Below are 17,133 nucleotides of genomic sequence, written 5' to 3'. Positions count from 1 at the left end.
GGAATGTAATGATGGACACTGCAAGCAATTTCTTACGATTTGCTGTCAAAATTGCTTGCTGCATCACGGGTTGGTCCCGTTTGTTCGCCGGAATTGATGAGCACGCGACGCAGCATGCTCTTCAGAAAACCCACTTCTTCCGGGGTGAAGCCGCCCAGCAGACTGTCCAGCACGCCGGTGAAAATAGCCGGCATTTTGGCGGCGATGGCATGGCCTTCCGGCGTCAGCGCGAGGCGCACGACCCGGCGATCCTCGTTGCTGCGCACCCGCGTCAGCAGGCCCCGTTTTTCCAGCCGGTCGATCAGACGCGTGACGGCGCTCGCGTCGATGCCGTATTCACGGGCCAGTTCGGCCGCCAGCAGGCACTTGCCGCTGGCCACCATGAACAGGATGCTGCCTTGCTGGCTGGTAATGCCCAGTTCGGCCATGCTGCGCTGGGTAACCAGGTTCGACAGGGTCGATTTCACTCGCGAGATCAGATAGCCGACGCTTTCGCCTAGCTGATATTCGCTGAGGTCCGGCGTAGGGGTAGAGGACGGCTCCGTCATGATTCTCGTGCGAATGCAATGGTTGACTAGGCAGGATTATAGAGGCCGGTTGATTGACGCGGCAAGTGTTATTACAGCTTAGGCAAGGAACTTTCCCCCCTCAAGTCATAATCCGCGTGATTTTGCGTAGGGTTTCGCCCGCGTGCTTACGTTTCGTTTCTGACGGTCCGCTGCGTGGACGACAGCGGGTCTATCAGGGAATACCAGAAAGCTTCATTTGCGCGTGCTACAATATTGGGTTCCCAAAAGTGCGCTTTGGGCTTTGTTGGCTTCGTACACAATGCTGCTGGCGGCGCACTCAACTGTCTCCAGGTTCCTATGACTCGCGCCCTACGCAACATCGCCATCATTGCTCACGTCGACCACGGCAAAACCACGCTCGTCGACCAGCTCCTCCGCCAGACCGCCACGTTCCGTGACAACCAGCAGATCGCTGAGCGCGTGATGGACTCGAACGACATCGAAAAAGAACGTGGCATCACGATTCTTTCGAAGAACTGCGCGGTCGAGTACGAAGGTACGCACATCAACATCGTCGACACGCCGGGCCACGCCGACTTCGGCGGCGAAGTGGAGCGCGTGCTGTCGATGGTCGACTCGGTGCTGCTGCTGGTCGACGCGGTCGAAGGCCCGATGCCGCAAACGCGCTTCGTGACCAAGAAGGCGCTGGCGCTCGGTCTGAAGCCGATCGTCGTGATCAACAAGGTGGACCGGCCGGGCGCGCGGATCGACTGGGTGATCAACCAGACGTTCGACCTGTTCGACAAGCTGGGCGCAACCGACGAGCAGCTCGACTTCCCGATCGTGTACGCATCGGGTCTGAATGGCTACGCCGGCTTGACGCCGGACGTGCGCGAAGGCGATATGCGTCCGCTGTTCGAGGCCGTGCTGGAACACGTGCCGGTTCGCCCGGCGGATCCGTCGGCTCCGCTGCAATTGCAGATCACGTCGCTGGACTACTCGTCGTATGTCGGCCGTATCGGCGTGGGCCGCATCACGCGCGGCACGATCAAGCCGGGCATGTCGGTGGCCGTGCGTTCGGGTCCCGATGGCGCGATTCTGAATCGCAAGATCAATCAGGTGCTGTCGTTCAAGGGCCTGGAGCGCGTGCAGGTCGACTCGGCTGAAGCCGGCGACATCGTGCTGATCAACGGCATCGAAGAAATCGGCATCGGCGTGACCATCTGCGCACCGGAACAGCCGGAAGCGCTGCCCATGATCACCGTCGACGAGCCGACGCTGACCATGAACTTCCTCGTCAATTCGTCGCCGCTGGCCGGCCGCGAAGGCAAGTTCGTCACGAGCCGTCAGATCCGTGACCGCCTGATGAAGGAACTGAACCACAACGTCGCGCTGCGCGTGAAGGAAACCGGCGACGAAACCACGTTCGAAGTGGCGGGCCGCGGTGAACTGCACCTGACCATTCTCGTGGAAAACATGCGTCGCGAAGGCTACGAGCTGGCCGTGTCGCGTCCGCGCGTGGTGATGACGGAAGTCGACGGCGTGAAGCACGAGCCGTACGAAAACCTGACCGTCGACATGGAAGACAGCCACCAGGGCGGCGTGATGGAAGAGCTGGGCCGCCGCAAGGGCGAAATGCTCGACATGGCGTCGGACGGCCGCGGCCGTACGCGTCTCGAGTACCGTATCTCGGCGCGTGGCTTGATCGGCTTCCAGTCGGAATTCCTGACGCTCACGCGCGGCACGGGCCTGATGAGCCACACGTTCGACTCGTATCAACCGGTCCGCGAAGGCGCGGTCGGCGAGCGTCGCAACGGCGTGCTGATCTCGCAGGACGACGGCGCGGCAGTCGCATACGCACTGTGGAAGCTGCAGGATCGCGGCCGTATGTTCGTGTCGCCGGGCGAGCCGCTGTACGAAGGCATGATCATCGGCATTCACAGCCGTGACAACGACCTGGTCGTGAACCCGATCAAGGGCAAGCAGCTGACCAACGTGCGTTCGTCGGGTACGGACGAAGCGGTGCGCCTCGTGCCGCCGATCCAGATGTCGCTGGAATACGCGGTCGAATTCATCGACGACGACGAACTGGTCGAAGTCACGCCGCAATCGATCCGTCTGCGCAAGCGTTACCTGAAGGAACACGAGCGTCGCAGCGCGAGCCGCAAGGGCGCAGTCGACTAAGCGCGCGGGCATTGGCTCCGGCTGGTGCGGCGCCATAGCAGTCAAGCAAAAGCCACCTCTGGGTGGCTTTTGCCGTTTCTGGACTTCAGCGACTTTATGCGCCGTTGAACGTGCTTCGCCGCTCGTTTGTCCCTGTTTCCCGCAGAAGATTGTTGCGGACCGTGAAAGTGGCCCGAAAGCCCGTCGCGACGGGCTTGAGCGGCAATCCGTCTGCTATCTGCACTATCGGTTCTGTGATATGCTCCCCGGGTGCAAAGTTTTAGGTCCTTCCAAGCAAGACTTGATTCGCGCAATCCGCTAAACGGTCAGGCCGTGTCGCGGAAGGTTCTGTAACCCGCTATTTCTCGAGAAACTCGAAGAAAGGTGAGCGTAAAAATGATGAAGCAATTCCAGTCGAACTCTTATCTGTTCGGCGGCAATGCTCCGTACGTAGAAGAAATGTACGAAGCGTATCTCGATAATCCGGCGTCAGTGCCCGAGAACTGGCGCAGCTATTTCGACGCGTTGCAGAACGTCCCTGCATCGGATGGCAGCAATGCCAACGACGTGGCCCATGGCCCGATCGTCGAATCGTTTGCTCAACGGGCCAAGGCTAACGCCTTCATCCCGCGCACGGCAGCTGGCGGCGAAGATCTCGCTACCGCTCGCAAGCAAGTCTATGTGCAGTCCCTCATCGGCGCATATCGCTTCCTCGGCTCGCAATGGGCCAATCTCGATCCCCTGAAGCGCCGCGAACGTCCCGCGATCCCCGAACTCGAACCCGCGTTCTACGACTTCACCGAAGCCGACATGGACCAGGAGTTCAGCGCAACGAATCTGTATTTCGGATTCGAGCGCGCGTCGCTGCGTGAGATCGTCAAGGCGTTGCGCGACACGTACTGCGGCACCATCGGCGCCGAGTACATGTACATCAGCGATCCGGAACAGAAGCGCTGGTGGAAAGAGAAGCTCGAATCGATCCGTTCGACGCCGAATTTCTCGAACGAAAAGAAAAAGCACATCCTGAATCGCCTGACGGCCGCTGAAGGCCTCGAGCGCTTCCTGCACACCAAGTACGTCGGCCAGAAACGCTTCTCGCTCGAAGGCGGCGAAAGCTTCATCGCGTCGATGGACGAAGTCGTGCGTCATGGCGGCGCCAATGGCGTCCAGGAAATCGTCATCGGCATGGCTCACCGTGGCCGTCTGAACGTGCTGGTCAATACGCTCGGCAAGATGCCGGCTGACCTGTTCGCCGAATTCGAAGGCAAGCACCACGACGACCTGCCGGCCGGCGACGTGAAGTACCACAAGGGTTTCTCGTCGGACGTCTCGACCGAAGGCGGCCCGGTTCACCTGTCGCTCGCGTTCAACCCGTCGCACCTCGAAATCGTCAACCCGGTGGTCGAAGGTTCGGCGAAGGCCCGTATGGACCGTCGCGGCGACGACAGCGGCCTGCAAGTGCTGCCGGTGCAAATCCACGGCGACGCGGCCTTCGCGGGCCAGGGCGTCGTGATGGAAACGCTGAACCTCGCGCAAACGCGCGGTTACGGCACGCACGGCACGCTGCACATCGTCATCAACAACCAGATCGGCTTCACGACGTCGGACCCGCGCGACTCGCGCTCCACGTTGTACTGCTCGGACGTCGTCAAGATGATCGAAGCGCCGGTGCTGCACGTGAACGGTGACGATCCTGAAGCGGTCGTGCTGGCTACGCAGTTGGCAATCGACTTCCGGATGCAGTTCCACAAGGACGTCGTCGTCGACATCGTCTGCTTCCGCAAGCTGGGCCACAACGAGCAGGACACGCCGGCCGTCACGCAGCCGCTGATGTACAAGACGATCGCCAAGCACCCGGGCACGCGCGCACTGTACGCTGAAAAGCTGGTGCAGCAAGGTGTGATCACCGCGGAAGAAGGCGACGAATTCGTCAAGGCTTACCGCAAGGCGATGGACGAAGGCCATCACACGGTCGACCCGGTGCTCTCGAACTACAAGAGCAAGTACGCGGTGGATTGGGTGCCGTTCCTGAACCGCAAGTGGACCGACGCAGCCGACACGGCCGTGCCGCTCGCGGAACTGAAGCGCCTCGCGGAACGCATCACCACGGTCCCGGAAAACTTCAAGGTTCACCCGCTGGTCGAGCGCGTCATCAACGACCGTCGCGCAATGGGCCGTGGCGAAGCCAAGCTCGACTGGGGCATGGGCGAGCACCTCGCATTCGCGTCGCTGGTCGCATCGGGCTACGCAGTGCGCCTGACGGGTCAGGACTCGGGCCGCGGCACGTTCACGCACCGTCACGCGGTGCTGCACGATCAGAACCGCGAACGCTGGAACGACGGCACGTACGTGCCGCTGCAGAACATCGCCGAAGGTCAGGCGAAGTTCACGGTGATCGACTCGGTGTTGTCGGAAGAAGCGGTGCTCGGCTTCGAATATGGTTACTCGACCGCTGAACCGAACACGTTCGTCGCATGGGAAGCGCAGTTCGGCGACTTCGTGAACGGCGCGCAAGTCGTGATCGACCAGTTCATCTCGTCGGGCGAAGTGAAGTGGGGCCGCGTATCGGGCCTGACGATGCTGCTGCCGCACGGCTACGAAGGTCAGGGTCCGGAACACTCGTCCACCCGTATCGAACGTTTCCTGCAACTGTGCGCAGACCACAACATGCAGGTCGTTCAACCGACCACGCCGGCGCAGATTTTCCACCTGTTGCGCCGTCAGATGATCCGCCTGTTCCGCAAGCCGCTGATCGTCGCGACGCCCAAGTCGCTGCTGCGCCACAAGGAAGCCGTGTCGGATCTGTCGGAACTGGCCAAGGGTGCGTTCCAGCCGATCCTCGGCGAAATCGACGAAGCCATCGAGGCGAAGAAGGTCAAGCGCGTGATCGCCTGCTCGGGTCGCGTCTACTACGACCTGCTCGCGCATCGCCGTGAATCGAAGTCGAACGACGTCGCGATCATCCGTATCGAACAGCTCTATCCGTTTGCGCATAAGCAGTTCGAAGCGGAGATGAAGAAGTACGACAACGCGACCGAAGTGGTCTGGGTGCAGGACGAGCCGCAGAATCAAGGCCCGTGGTTCTACATCGAGCACCACCTGAAGGAAGGCATGAAGGACGGTCAGAAGCTGGCATACAGCGGGCGTCCGGCTTCGGCTTCGCCGGCAGTCGGCTACTACGCGAAGCACTACGAGCAGCAGAAGGCGCTGGTCGAAGGCGCTTTCGGCCGCCTCAAGAGCGCGTCGATCGCTAAATAATCACAAGAGCTGAACCGGGAAAGCGCAGGGCGCTTTCCCGTGCCGCATCTGAAAGATCAGTGCGGCAGTCAAGGTTCGCAGGCGGTCGAGGGATCCATAGATCGCGCGCCGTCACCCGATACGTATTCAGGATATTCATAATGGCTATTGTTGAAGTCAAGGTTCCCCAGCTCTCCGAGTCGGTCTCGGAAGCCACGATGCTCCAGTGGAAGAAGAAGCCGGGCGAAGCTGTTGCTCAAGACGAAATTCTCATCGAAATCGAGACCGACAAAGTCGTGCTCGAAGTGCCGGCACCCTCGGCCGGCGTGCTCGCGCAAGTCATCGCGAACGACGGCGACACCGTCACGGCTGATCAGGTGATCGCCAAGATCGACACCGAAGGCACGGCAGGCGCCGCTGCTGTCGAAGCCGAAGTGAAGCCCGCTCCGGAAGCCGCACCGGCACCCGCCGCTGCACCGGCTCCGGCGGCTCAGGCCGCATCCGCAACGGGTGCGAACACCGCTGCTTCGCCGGCTGCCGGCAAGCTGATGGCCGAGAAGGGTCTGGGCGCGGGCGACGTCGCCGGCACGGGCCGCGACGGCCGCATCACCAAGGGCGACGTGTTGACCGCCGGTGCTCCGGCTGCCAAGGCCGCACCGGCTCCGGCACCGGCCGCCGCACCGAAGGCTGCCAAGCCGTCGCTGCCGGACGTCAAGGCGCCGGCTTCGGCTGACCAATGGCTGAAGGATCGTCCGGAACAACGCGTACCGATGTCGCGTCTGCGTGCGCGTATCGCCGAGCGTCTGCTCGAGTCGCAGCAAACCAACGCCATCCTGACCACGTTCAACGAAGTGAACATGGCCCCGGTGATGGACCTGCGCAACAAGTACAAAGACCGTTTCGAGAAGGAACATGGCGTGAAGCTCGGCTTCATGTCGTTCTTCGTGAAGGCGGCGGTTCACGCGCTGAAGAAGTTCCCGCTGGTGAACGCGTCGATCGACGGTAACGACATCGTCTATCACGGCTACTTCGACATCGGTATCGCTGTCGGTTCGCCGCGTGGTCTGGTGGTGCCGATCCTGCGCAATGCGGATCAGCTGAGCCTCGCCGAAATCGAGAAGAAGATCGCCGAATTCGGCCAGAAGGCCAAGGACGGCAAGCTGTCGATCGACGAAATGACCGGCGGCACGTTCTCGATCTCGAACGGTGGTGTGTTCGGTTCGATGCTGTCGACCCCGATTATCAACCCGCCGCAATCCGCGATTCTGGGCGTGCACGCCACGAAGGAACGCGCTGTGGTCGAAAACGGCCAGATCGTGATCCGCCCGATGAACTACCTGGCGCTGTCGTACGACCACCGCATCATCGACGGTCGCGAAGCGGTGCTGTCGCTGGTCGCCATGAAGGATGCGCTGGAAGACCCGGCGCGCCTGCTGCTCGACCTGTAAGCGCCGCTTCGGCGGGAGCCGGCTTGTCATTGAGCAAGCCGGCGCCATATAGGCCTTAAGCAAGCAACACGCAAGCAGTACGCCTCTAGCATTCCGCAGTACAGGAACGCCGCGCGCCACGAAGCGTGGCCGCGCGCCGTTCCGTTATCAAAAGGATTGTCATGTCCAAAGAATTTGACGTCGTCGTGATCGGCGCAGGCCCTGGCGGTTACATCGCCGCCATCCGCGCAGCGCAGCTCGGCAAGACCGTCGCATGTATCGAAAAATGGAAGAACCCGGCCGGCGCGCTGAAGCTCGGCGGCACGTGCCTGAACGTGGGTTGCATTCCGTCAAAGGCGCTGCTCGCGTCGTCGGAAGAATTTGAAAACGCGTCGCATCACCTCGCTGACCACGGCATCTCCGTGGAAAACGTGACGGTCGATATCGCGAAGATGATGGCCCGTAAAGAAGGCATCGTCGAAAAGATGACCAAGGGCATCGAATTCCTGTTCCGCAAGAACAAGATCACGTGGCTCAAGGGCCACGGCAAGTTCACCGGCAAGTCGGACGCCGGCGTGCAGATCGAAGTGAGCGGCGAAGGCGAAACGGAAACGGTCACGGCCAGGAACGTGATCATCGCCACGGGTTCGAAGGCGCGCCATCTGCCGAATATTCCGGTCGACAACAAGATCGTCGCCGACAACGAAGGCGCGCTGAGCTTCGACACGGCACCGAAGAAGCTGGCTGTGATCGGCGCTGGCGTGATCGGTCTGGAACTGGGTTCGGTGTGGCGCCGTCTGGGCGCGGAAGTGACCGTGCTCGAAGCGCTGCCGGAATTCCTCGGCGCGGCGGACCAGGCGCTCGCGAAAGAAGCGGCCAAGCAGTTCAAGAAGCAGGGTCTGGACATCCAGGTCGGCGTGAAGGTCGGCGAAGTGACGACCACGGATAACAGCGTCACGATCAACTACACGGACAAGGACGGCAACGCGCAAAAGCTCGAAGCGGACCGCCTGATCGTGTCGATCGGCCGCGTGCCGAACACCGACAACCTCGGTCTCGAAGCGATCGGCCTGAAGGCCAACGAGCGCGGTTTTATCGACGTCGACGACCACTGCGCGACGGCTGTGCCGAACGTGTACGCGATCGGCGACGTGGTGCGTGGCCCAATGCTCGCGCACAAGGCTGAAGATGAAGGCGTGCTGGTCGCCGAAATCATCGACGGTCAGAAGCCGCATATCGACTACAACTGCGTGCCGTGGGTGATCTACACCGAACCGGAAATCGCGTGGGTCGGCAAGACCGAACAGCAGCTGAAGGCGGAAGGCCGCGAGATCAAGACGGGCCAGTTCCCGTTCATGGCGAACGGCCGCGCGCTCGGCATCAACAAGGCGGATGGTTTCGTCAAGATGATCGCCGACGCGAAGACCGACGAACTGCTCGGCGTGCACATCATCTCGGCCAACGCATCGGACCTGATCGCGGAAGCCGTGGTGGCGATGGAATTCAAGGCGGCGTCGGAAGACATCGGCCGCATTTGCCATCCGCACCCGTCGCTGTCGGAAGTCATGCGCGAGGCGGCACTGGCCGTCGATAAGCGCGCGCTGAACATGTAATCGCGCGCACGCCTGACTGACAGTACTCCGGCATTACCACGAAGGCGGGCGGGTTCACTCCTCCCGCCTTTCTATTTGCAGCAACACGATGAACGTCACCGAATACTACGAAAAAGAACTGCAGACGCGGGGTTACCAATCGGACCCGGCGCAACGCGCGGCGGTCGACCGTCTGCAGCGGTGCTATGAAGAGTGGACCGAGTACAAGTCGCGCCGCTCGAACGCGTTCAAGAAACTGCTGATTCACCCGGATCTGCCGCGCGGCGTGTACATGTGGGGCGGCGTAGGGCGGGGCAAGAGCTTCCTGATGGACAGCTTCTACATGATCGTGCCGTTGCACCGCAAAACGCGTCTGCATTTCCACGAATTCATGCGCGAAGTGCACCGTGAACTGGAAGATCTGAAAGGCCAGGCCGATCCGCTCGACGAACTCGCGCGCCGCATTGCCAAACGATACCGGCTGATCTGTTTCGATGAATTCCACGTGTCGGATATCGCTGACGCGATGATCCTGTACCGCCTGCTCGACAAGCTCTTCGAAAACGGCGTGCAGTTCGTGATGACCTCCAACTACGATCCGGACACGCTGTATCCGGACGGCCTGCATCGCGACCGGATGCTGCCGGCGATCGAACTCATCAAGGAAAAGCTCGACGTGATCAACGTCGATGCGGGCATCGACTACCGGCAACGTACGCTGGCTCAGGTCGAGGTGTATCACACGCCGCTCGGCGCCGCCGCCGACAAGGCGTTGCGCGACGCGTTCGCGCGTCTTGCCGCGGTGCCCGACGAAAGCCCGATCCTGCGTATCGAAAAGCGCGAACTGAAGGCGCTGCGCCGCGCCGACGGCGTCGTGTGGTTCGACTTCGCCACCCTGTGCGGCGGTCCGCGCTCGCAGAACGACTATCTTGAACTGGCGAGCCGCTTTCACGCTGTGATCCTCTCCGGCGTGCCGCAGATGTCCGTGCGCATGGCTTCGGAGGCACGCCGCTTCACGTGGCTGATCGACGTGTTCTACGACCACAAGGTGAAGCTGCTGATGTCCGCCGCGGTGCCGCCCGAAGAACTGTATGTGGACGGTCCGATGGCCAACGAGTTCGCGCGCACGGTGTCGCGCATCGTCGAAATGCAGTCGAAGGAGTATCTCGATACACCGCGGCGGATTGTCGATACGTCGCTGACCTGAGGCGTCGCATGCCACGGCCGGCGGTGCTTTTACGATAGCCCGCACTCCGTCTGCCGACGACACGCCGTCGCTCGGCGTATTTTCAAGATTCGGATTGGTCTTATATTCCGTCCGCGGACGACTGGCTATCTTTTGTCAAGGTTTTGACAAAGGAGAAACCATGAATCCCTATCGCGATATCAACGACGAAGAATGGCAACGTGTCGCACCGTTGCTTCCCGAACTGCGGCCGCGCTCCGAACTGCGTGGCCGGCCGCTCGCCAATACGCGCTCAGTGCTCAACGGCGTGCTGTGGGTCATGTATAGCGGCGCCACCTGGTCCGCCATGCCGCGCAAATACCCGTCCTACCAAACCTGCCATCGCCGCTTCAAGGCATGGTACGAATCCGGCGTGCTCAACCGTGTCATGGAGCAATTGTTCGGCGCAGCGAGCGAAGAACTTTGCGGCCTGATGGAAGCGCGCATGCGTACCCACGTGAACGAGAAACCCAAGAGCGTCGAAGCCGAAAAGGCTCCGGTTGTCGCGCCCGCTGTCTACAGGCCGCCTTCGAGCCAACCGCTGCCGTCTTCGCCGTTCGCGTTCCATTCGCCCTTCAAACACGCTGCATGACCCATTCAACCCAGCGTCTTCAAACAAAAGAAACGGCCGAACGATTGCAATCGTCGGCCGTTTCTCATGGTTTTATACGGGCTCTGCAACGAGTACCTGAATTACCCGCGCATCATTGCTGACGAACCCACGTCTGCGAGCGGCCCAGCAGCGACACGCCGATATAGCCGCGCACCACCAGTTTGTTCCCACCATCTTCCAGGTGCATCTTGCACTTGTAGAGTTTGCCGTTTTCCGGGTCGAGAATCTGCCCGTGATCCCAGGCGTCGCCATCCTTCTTCATATCGCTGATGATCGTCATGCCGAGAATCGGCTGATCCTTGCGCGCGTCGGTACAAGCTGTGCAGCGACGATCCGGCTGGTCGTTCGCGCCGAGCCCCTTGATCACCTTGCCGCTGAGCGCGCCGCTGCCGTCCTGCGCGATCTGCACGAGCGCCTTGGGCTGGCCGGTGTGATCGTCGATGGTTTGCCACGTGCCGACCGGGCTGTCGGCCTGCGCCATGGCCGTCACGGCACTGGCGAGCAATACGCCGGCGAGCGCGGCATGTTTGACTGTGCGAAGCGCGATTGCGCGTGCACGTTGGGTGAATTGCGTCATTGTCTTCCTCCTTGATTAAAGACGGCGCGATCATGGTCGCGCGGCGTTATTGGCATCTCGGGCGGGCTTCAAACGACGGCCACCGTGATGCCTGGCATGGTCCCTCAGGTTCGACTTCTGCTGCCTTCGTGTGCCGCCGGAAGCCTGCGAGTTGCGAATTGCGGCTTGGGCGCCGCGAGCGACACATCGTCAGCGCAGAATACGTGAAAGTACGCGCGCCGTTTGATAGTGGACCCTCTAATCAGGACGCGGCACTTTTACCGATCAATTCAGCTGGTCCGAGAACGTCGAGTCGATGCGTGGACTGCGCGACGCGCTCTCCACGGGCGCGTCGCCGGCTGCTTTGGCCACCGGGAGATTCAGGCTGTAGTACTTCGAATTCGAGATGCGGAAGCCGAACGCGATCGACGATAGCCTCGAAGGCGAGGGCGCACCCGCAAGCAGATAGGCGCGCGCCATGCGAGCGAGACGTGGGGTATTACGTCGCATGCTCCGAGGGGCTTGAGCGCTCTCGGCAAAAGTACGGAGTACGTGATGAGTCGGACTGTTTATGCGCACTGCGCAGCTCGCGGTTGCATGCGCCATTCGGTGAACAAGCCGTATGGCAAGTCTCATCGAATGACTGATGCATGGGGCAGCCATAAAACATTTAGGCTACCTACTTATGGCTGACCGGCCACAAGCCGCCGAGCACGATCGTCAAGCCACTCGTCGCCGTGCCCGCACCACTCGTCGAACCCGCCGCCGAACTGAACGTGCCGGTCAACTGGTCGGCCAGTGCGGTCATCGGCGCGAGCGCTCGGCCACTGCCGCCCGAGTCCGAGCTGCCGCTCGTGACGCCGGAGAGCGCGCCCGTCAGCATCGACAGCGGATTCGACGCGCTACCCGAACCGCCTAAGGCCGAAGTCAGCGAGTTCAACGGCGAACCGCGAAAACCCGAGAAAGTCAGCGAACCCAGCGGCGTGCCGCTCAACGCAGAGGTTAGGCCGGCCAGCGGTGTGCCGCCGAGCAGCGTCGACAGCGAGCCGACCGGCTTGCGGCCGAGTCCGAGACTCGCGAGGGAGCTTTGCAGCGGGCCGAACGGGTTGCTGCTGGCGGGCGGCCCACTGGCGACGCTTGCGCTCGTGCCGCCGACAAGGCTCGCGATCAGCTCGGGAATCGGCACCGCGCCATTCAGGCCGTTCGGATTGACGAAACAGCCCGCGTTGGTCACCGTGTGATTCGATTCGTCCAGCCGCCAGCCGATCGGCGTTTTGTGGGAGAAGATGCGCAAGTATCAAATTTTTGACGAAGAGCCCGAAACACGCGAAAGTGAGTAATAATGAGACGGTTGTACTAAAACAAAAACTGTTCAAGCAGGAATTACATGGACCACAAGTCGAAACTACGACAAATTGCCCTCGTCGCATTCATCTCGATGTGGGCAGTGCAGGGCGTCAACGCGCAGACTCTGTCTGACAGCAACGCCAGCGCCGGGGGCGGCGTTCTTTCCCAGCCAGGCACGACGGCGGCGTTGCCGGCTAACTCAGAGGCAGGACAGGCACAGACCTCGGCGCTCACGCCCGACGAGGCGAAGCAATCCGCGGCAGGCAACGTAGCGGAATTGCAGCAGATGATCCACGGGTCGGAAATGCGCGAATTGCGCACCACGTATAACGGCAGCTACGGGGCGAGCTTGCTGTTTTACGGCAAGGAAATGACGTACTACGTGGCGCTGTTCCAGCAGAAAAATTTCTGGCGTGTCATCAAGACGCAGGACGCGGGGCGTGCCAACACGATCTACAAGGATTTCGCGCGTCAGACGGTGCAACTGTCGGACGTCGAGATTCGCCGCACGCAACTCGAGGCGCAGAAAGGCTTCACGGAGCGGATGATCGCGTTGTCGCAGGACCGCGCCAACCGCTTGCAGGCGGACCTCGATGTCGCGCGTCAGCAGCAGACTATTGTGGCCACCCAGCAGCAGCAGACGCGTGCCGAAGCCACGACGCTGGCGCAGCAGAAGGCTTCCGCGCAAGATCAGCTGCGTGCCGCGCAGCGTCAGGTGCGCGATCTGCAACGTCAGCTGGAAAGCGGTTTGCCTGCGCACTGAGAGTGGCGGTGTGACGAGCATCAGGTGGGCAGGGCGGCGGGGTGTTGAACGTGTTGCCCGGCTCACTGGAACGATGACTCGTTATTCGGCTATTTTCGTGCAACGCGTGTAGTTCGCGAGGTCCACGCGGGCGGCGTCGCCGTTTCGCGGACTCGCTCAATTCTCGATCCCCACAGCAGTAACAGCTCGCTACGTTTATTCCACGCGTGGTTGCGTGACGTTTCACGCGCGGCGCGTGCATGGCGCGGCGCAAATATCCCCATTTGTCTTGCACGCGCACGAGCGCCCACGCTCAACGCACCGCCCGTGCGGTGGCGGCCAGGCCCTGGCAGCTGCTTCGTTTCCCGGTGCTCCGCGAGACAAAAATACGGCCAGCTTTAATGCCGCTTCTTTCCCTCCGAAGACGCTCCCTTCTCCGGCGCATGATGCGGATCCGCCATATCGACGGCAATCGGATCGCTGGCGGGAAAGCTCTCCTCGAGCGCCTCGTCGAGACGGCTATCGGCGGATTGGTCGGATGCCTGTGTTTCGGCGGTTTTAGATTCGTGTTGCTTTTTGCTGGTCATGACGTGCTCCGTGGAAAGAGAGTCTGCAAATCAGCATAGCGCAAAGCGGCCCGCCGCGAACATCGGCCGAACGGTATAGGAGCGCGCGCCGTAAGCGGCTGCTCCAAAGCCGCGAGTCGAACGAGTTCCAAGCCGCCGCAATGTCATCAACCGGGACTTAAAACCATTGCGCATCAACTCGTTTTCCGTGTGTCGACAGAAAGCGGCGCGGGACAACAAAAGCAAGCGCCGGCCGCGTGGGCCGGCAGACCGCAACGCATGCCGTGAGCCGGCAGTGCCGCGCTCGGGAGGGGCGCCACCAGAACCCGTGAACAACAAGGCAGCGAACAACATGAACCGGAAAAAAACCGCGTGCGCGGCGCAGCGCCTGAACGCGTCACACGTCGTGGAAGCTGAACTGGAACACCTGGATTGGGCAACGAAGCAACCGGCGCAGCGCTTGCTGGACGCCGTGTATTGGCGCCGCCGCGTGCTGGCGGTCAAATGCGGATTCGAACTGACTGAACTGCAGGTGATGCGTCTGGAAAAGATCTTGCAGCGGCTCGGCCATTCACCGGAGTAGCCGAGCGCTGCGGCGGCCGCTTACTCGGTGCCGCCATTGCCGCCGTGATTGCCGCCACCACCGTGGTTGCCACCGTCGCCGCCCGTGCCGAACAGACGCCGGCGGCGCGTGACGACCACCGGGCCGTCCGAGGTGCCGCTGCTACGATCCGACGCAGGCCGGTCCGAAGACGGTGCACCATACGACTCGCGCGGTTCACGCGGTTCGCGCGGCTCACGATGATCGCGCGGTTCACGCGAACCGTGCGGGCCACGCGTGGTGTGCTCGCCGTGCGAGGGACGCCCCGCGCGGGGAGCCGGACGCGTGCCGGTGTCGAGCTGGATCGTCGAGATCGCGCGCTTGTAGATGCCTTGCAGCCCGACAGGCGTGCGCAGCATCACCAGATACTGATCGAACGACTCGATGCACCCCGTCAGGCGAATGCCGTTGACAAGATAGATCTCGACGCGCTTTCGTTCTTTGCGCGCAGCGTTCATGAAGTCGTTTTGCGGATGCGATTCTGCGGAAGCCATGGACAATTCAGGTTAGAAAGACGGTTGTTCGCCGCGATTCTACCCTGTGTGGGGGCGGAACGCGTCGGCGGGCGAACTGCGTCCACTATAACGGCTTGTGGGCGCATAAGCATCTGATAACTATTAGCTGTAACGTTGAGTTACGAATCTGCGGACGAATGCCGTGCTCTTCCGCCACGCGCGGGCCTGCGCGGCGCGGATGGCGGAAAAAGATAGCGCATGGTCGTGCTATGGGCGGAATAAATCACCGCCTGTCCGCGTTATATCAGGCATGGCGACGCTGCATCGTGCGCGTCGCCGATCGGCTTGCCGGCCGCATCAGGCGTCCGGGCGCTCATCAAGGAGACTCACCATGAAAGTATCGCGCATTCTTTCCGCCGTTTTCGTTCTGCTGGCACTCGCGGGCGGTACGCTCGCGACGAGCGCGTGTACGTCCGCGACGGATAGCGGCGCCTCCAGCTCGAGCGGCGGCAGCAGCGGCGGCTACTGAGCGCCGCCCACCGGGTGACTTTCGAAGCTGAAGTGATTTCGTGGCTCCCGCAGCTGCGCCGCTACGCGCGCGCACTGACGGGCGACCGCGCGTGGGCCGACGACCTCGTGCAGGATACGGCGGAGCGCGCGCTCGCCCGTTGGGCGGCGTTCCGGCCGGACAGCAATCTGCGCGCATGGCTCTTGACGATCCTGCGGCATCTCTACATCGACCAGTTGCGCGGCCGCCGCGAGATTGCCGTCGACGACGAGAGCGCGCCGTGGCGCAATCTCGAAGCGCCGCAAGGGGAAGTCGACGGCCTCGTGCTGCGCGATCTGCAGCGCGCGTTATATTGTCTGCCCGTCGAACAGCGCGAAGTACTGTTGCTGGTCTGCGTGGAGGAACTGTCTTATCAGGAGGCGTCACGCGCGCTCGGCGTGCCGATCGGCACGGTGATGTCGCGGCTCTCGCGCGCTCGCGAACACATGCGCGCGTTGCTGACGGAGGGACCGGCTCAGGGGCCGGTGCGTAAAAGTCCACCGTTGAAAGTAGTGAGAAACCCGTGATGAACAGCGACGACTACGATGCCAGCTTGCCCGAAGGGCTCGATCTGCGAGCGCTGTCGGCGTTTGTCGACGGTGAACTGCCGGACGCGGAGCGCGCCGCGATCGAGGCTCAACTGGCACAGCATCCGCAGGCCGCCGCGCGCGTAGCCGCGTGGCGCGCGCAGAAAGCCGCGTTGCGCGTGCTGTGCGGCGCGCCGCAGCGCAGTGAGCGTGATGAGCGCAACGAGCGCCATGAGCGCGAGGCGGCCGACGAGCCGGCCTTCATCGTGTTGCGCCGGAGAACGTCGTGGTGGCAGCGCGCCGGCGTCGCGGCCTGCTGGCTGGCGGCGGGCGCCGGGCTTGCGCTCGCCCTCGGGCCGCTCGCGCCGCGTCTGACGGGTGGCGCGTGGGACGGTCTGGGCAGCCGGCCGCCGAGCTTCGCCGAGCGCGCGGACATCGCCTACGCGGTGTACACGCCCGAGCAGCGTCATCCGGTGGAAGTCGCCGCGAACGAAGAAGAGCATCTGATCAACTGGCTCTCCAAACGGTTGAACCGGCCGCTCTCGGTGCCGTCATTGCAGGAATACGGCTACTCGCTGGTGGGCGGGCGGCTGTTGCCCGGCGAAGCGGGACCGGCGGCGCAGTTCATGTATGAGAACGCCGGCGGCGCGCGGCTCACGCTCTACGTCACCGGCATTTCTCGCGACGAAACCGCGTTCCGCCTGTTCCGCGACGGCAACCGGCGCACCTTCTACTGGGTCAACGACGGCATGGGCTACGCGCTGTCCGGGCCGATCGCGGAAGGCAAGCTGCGCACGATCGCCATCGACGTGTGCAGCGCGCTCGGCGGCAAACCGGAGTCATGGCAGTAGCGGTACACGCGGTTCCGATCTTGCCGCCTGTCGATCGGCCGGCTCTGCAACACCCGGTAACAGAAACCGCGTGCGCGCCCGCCACGCGCGCGGAATAGCGTCGCGCGACGCAACGTTTACCTGTTGCTGGATCGTGCTGTCGCCGCGTGTCTGCGCGCGGTCACGGCAAGGGCTT

The 17,133-nt window shown here is 62.3% G+C and carries 16 protein-coding genes and 1 pseudogene; 11 read left to right on the top strand and 6 right to left on the bottom strand.

Features of this window, described 5'->3' with window-relative positions:
• Positions 1–32: 32 nt before the first annotated feature.
• Positions 33–548, bottom strand: coding sequence for a MarR family winged helix-turn-helix transcriptional regulator (locus B0G74_RS11830; RefSeq protein ID WP_132374947.1), 516 nt, complete (start codon positions 546–548; stop codon positions 33–35).
• A 318-nt stretch (positions 549–866) separates the two neighbouring features.
• On the opposite strand from B0G74_RS11830, the gene typA reads away from it, so the two are divergent.
• The 6 genes from typA to B0G74_RS11800 all read left to right on the top strand — a co-directional run bounded on the left by typA (position 867) and on the right by B0G74_RS11800 (position 10,745).
• Positions 867–2,693, top strand: a complete 1,827-nt coding sequence (gene typA / locus B0G74_RS11825; RefSeq protein WP_132374946.1) for a translational GTPase TypA — start codon at positions 867–869, stop codon at positions 2,691–2,693.
• A gap of 375 nt (positions 2,694–3,068) precedes the next feature.
• A complete protein-coding gene (locus tag B0G74_RS11820; RefSeq protein ID WP_132374945.1) occupies positions 3,069–5,930 on the top strand; it encodes a 2-oxoglutarate dehydrogenase E1 component in 2,862 nt (953 codons plus the stop codon).
• Positions 5,931–6,070: 140 nt separating this feature from the next.
• Positions 6,071–7,357, top strand: coding sequence for a 2-oxoglutarate dehydrogenase complex dihydrolipoyllysine-residue succinyltransferase (gene odhB, locus B0G74_RS11815; protein WP_132374944.1), 1,287 nt, complete (start codon positions 6,071–6,073; stop codon positions 7,355–7,357).
• A gap of 161 nt (positions 7,358–7,518) precedes the next feature.
• Positions 7,519–8,949 (top strand): dihydrolipoyl dehydrogenase, encoded by a 1,431-nt coding sequence (gene lpdA, locus B0G74_RS11810; protein WP_132374943.1) that lies wholly within the window; start codon positions 7,519–7,521, stop codon positions 8,947–8,949.
• An 88-nt stretch (positions 8,950–9,037) separates the two neighbouring features.
• Positions 9,038–10,135, top strand: a complete 1,098-nt coding sequence (gene zapE, locus B0G74_RS11805) for a cell division protein ZapE (protein ID WP_132374942.1) — start codon at positions 9,038–9,040, stop codon at positions 10,133–10,135.
• 160 nt (positions 10,136–10,295) lie between these two features.
• On the top strand, positions 10,296–10,745 hold the full coding sequence (locus B0G74_RS11800) for a transposase (protein WP_132374941.1): 450 nt from the start codon (positions 10,296–10,298) through the stop codon (positions 10,743–10,745).
• Between the two features lie 112 nt (positions 10,746–10,857).
• On the opposite strand, the gene B0G74_RS11795 is transcribed toward B0G74_RS11800, so the two are convergent.
• From B0G74_RS11795 to B0G74_RS11785, 3 genes and pseudogenes are all read right to left on the bottom strand, one after another.
• Positions 10,858–11,343, bottom strand: a complete 486-nt coding sequence (locus B0G74_RS11795) for a DUF2147 domain-containing protein (RefSeq protein WP_132374940.1) — start codon at positions 11,341–11,343, stop codon at positions 10,858–10,860.
• Positions 11,344–11,607: 264 nt separating this feature from the next.
• Positions 11,608–11,838 (bottom strand): annotated as a pseudogene (locus B0G74_RS11790) (ShlB/FhaC/HecB family hemolysin secretion/activation protein); the annotation flags it as partial.
• A gap of 163 nt (positions 11,839–12,001) precedes the next feature.
• A complete protein-coding gene (locus B0G74_RS11785) occupies positions 12,002–12,616 on the bottom strand; it encodes a hypothetical protein (RefSeq protein WP_342960495.1) in 615 nt (204 codons plus the stop codon).
• A 93-nt stretch (positions 12,617–12,709) separates the two neighbouring features.
• Here B0G74_RS11785 and B0G74_RS11775 point away from each other — a divergent pair, with 93 nt between their 5' ends.
• Positions 12,710–13,432, top strand: coding sequence for a DUF2968 domain-containing protein (locus B0G74_RS11775; protein ID WP_132374939.1), 723 nt, complete (start codon positions 12,710–12,712; stop codon positions 13,430–13,432).
• Between the two features lie 377 nt (positions 13,433–13,809).
• On the opposite strand, the gene B0G74_RS11770 is transcribed toward B0G74_RS11775, so the two are convergent.
• The gene (locus tag B0G74_RS11770; protein WP_132374938.1) at positions 13,810–13,998 is read right to left on the bottom strand and encodes a hypothetical protein; all 189 of its coding nucleotides are present in this window, start codon (positions 13,996–13,998) and stop codon (positions 13,810–13,812) included.
• 331 nt (positions 13,999–14,329) lie between these two features.
• On the opposite strand from B0G74_RS11770, the gene B0G74_RS11765 reads away from it, so the two are divergent.
• Positions 14,330–14,560 carry a hypothetical protein gene (locus tag B0G74_RS11765; RefSeq protein WP_132376922.1) on the top strand — a complete coding sequence of 77 codons (231 nt, stop codon included), beginning with the start codon at positions 14,330–14,332 and terminating at the stop codon, positions 14,558–14,560.
• Positions 14,561–14,580: 20 nt separating this feature from the next.
• Here B0G74_RS11765 and hfq read toward each other — a convergent pair whose 3' ends face one another.
• Positions 14,581–15,072, bottom strand: a complete 492-nt coding sequence (gene hfq, locus B0G74_RS11760) for an RNA chaperone Hfq (protein ID WP_132374937.1) — start codon at positions 15,070–15,072, stop codon at positions 14,581–14,583.
• Positions 15,073–15,424: 352 nt separating this feature from the next.
• Between hfq and B0G74_RS45730 the strand changes: the two genes are divergently transcribed.
• From B0G74_RS45730 to B0G74_RS11750, 3 genes are read left to right on the top strand one after another with little or no spacing between them, the layout of a single operon-like run.
• Positions 15,425–15,562 carry a hypothetical protein gene (locus B0G74_RS45730; RefSeq protein ID WP_165923847.1) on the top strand — a complete coding sequence of 46 codons (138 nt, stop codon included), beginning with the start codon at positions 15,425–15,427 and terminating at the stop codon, positions 15,560–15,562.
• Positions 15,563–15,576: 14 nt separating this feature from the next.
• Positions 15,577–16,107 carry a sigma-70 family RNA polymerase sigma factor gene (locus tag B0G74_RS11755; protein ID WP_132374936.1) on the top strand — a complete coding sequence of 177 codons (531 nt, stop codon included), beginning with the start codon at positions 15,577–15,579 and terminating at the stop codon, positions 16,105–16,107.
• Entirely contained in the window at positions 16,107–16,958 is an 852-nt protein-coding gene (locus B0G74_RS11750) for an anti-sigma factor (RefSeq protein ID WP_132374935.1), read from the top strand. Before B0G74_RS11755 ends, B0G74_RS11750 begins: the two co-directional genes overlap by 1 nt.
• Positions 16,959–17,133 lie beyond the last annotated feature (175 nt).

The sequence above is a fragment of the Paraburkholderia sp. BL9I2N2 genome (assembly GCF_004339745.1).
GTDB lineage: Bacteria > Pseudomonadota > Gammaproteobacteria > Burkholderiales > Burkholderiaceae > Paraburkholderia.
The sequence above is the reverse complement of the archived record's forward strand: the minus strand, read 5'-3'. Positions and strand labels throughout refer to the sequence as shown.

Bases quoted from the DNA above. Each gene is read 5' to 3' on its own strand.
- B0G74_RS11830 (WP_132374947.1), bottom strand. From the start codon at position 548: ATGACGGAGCCGTCCTCTACCCCTACGCCGGACCTCAGCGAATATCAG.
- typA (WP_132374946.1), top strand. From the start codon at position 867: ATGACTCGCGCCCTACGCAACATCGCCATCATTGCTCACGTCGACCAC.
- B0G74_RS11820 (WP_132374945.1), top strand. From the start codon at position 3,069: ATGATGAAGCAATTCCAGTCGAACTCTTATCTGTTCGGCGGCAATGCT.
- odhB (WP_132374944.1), top strand. From the start codon at position 6,071: ATGGCTATTGTTGAAGTCAAGGTTCCCCAGCTCTCCGAGTCGGTCTCG.
- lpdA (WP_132374943.1), top strand. From the start codon at position 7,519: ATGTCCAAAGAATTTGACGTCGTCGTGATCGGCGCAGGCCCTGGCGGT.
- zapE (WP_132374942.1), top strand. From the start codon at position 9,038: ATGAACGTCACCGAATACTACGAAAAAGAACTGCAGACGCGGGGTTAC.
- B0G74_RS11800 (WP_132374941.1), top strand. From the start codon at position 10,296: ATGAATCCCTATCGCGATATCAACGACGAAGAATGGCAACGTGTCGCA.
- B0G74_RS11795 (WP_132374940.1), bottom strand. From the start codon at position 11,343: ATGACGCAATTCACCCAACGTGCACGCGCAATCGCGCTTCGCACAGTC.
- B0G74_RS11775 (WP_132374939.1), top strand. From the start codon at position 12,710: ATGGACCACAAGTCGAAACTACGACAAATTGCCCTCGTCGCATTCATC.
- B0G74_RS11770 (WP_132374938.1), bottom strand. From the start codon at position 13,998: ATGACCAGCAAAAAGCAACACGAATCTAAAACCGCCGAAACACAGGCA.
- B0G74_RS11765 (WP_132376922.1), top strand. From the start codon at position 14,330: ATGAACCGGAAAAAAACCGCGTGCGCGGCGCAGCGCCTGAACGCGTCA.
- hfq (WP_132374937.1), bottom strand. From the start codon at position 15,072: ATGGCTTCCGCAGAATCGCATCCGCAAAACGACTTCATGAACGCTGCG.
- B0G74_RS45730 (WP_165923847.1), top strand. From the start codon at position 15,425: ATGAAAGTATCGCGCATTCTTTCCGCCGTTTTCGTTCTGCTGGCACTC.
- B0G74_RS11750 (WP_132374935.1), top strand. From the start codon at position 16,107: ATGAACAGCGACGACTACGATGCCAGCTTGCCCGAAGGGCTCGATCTG.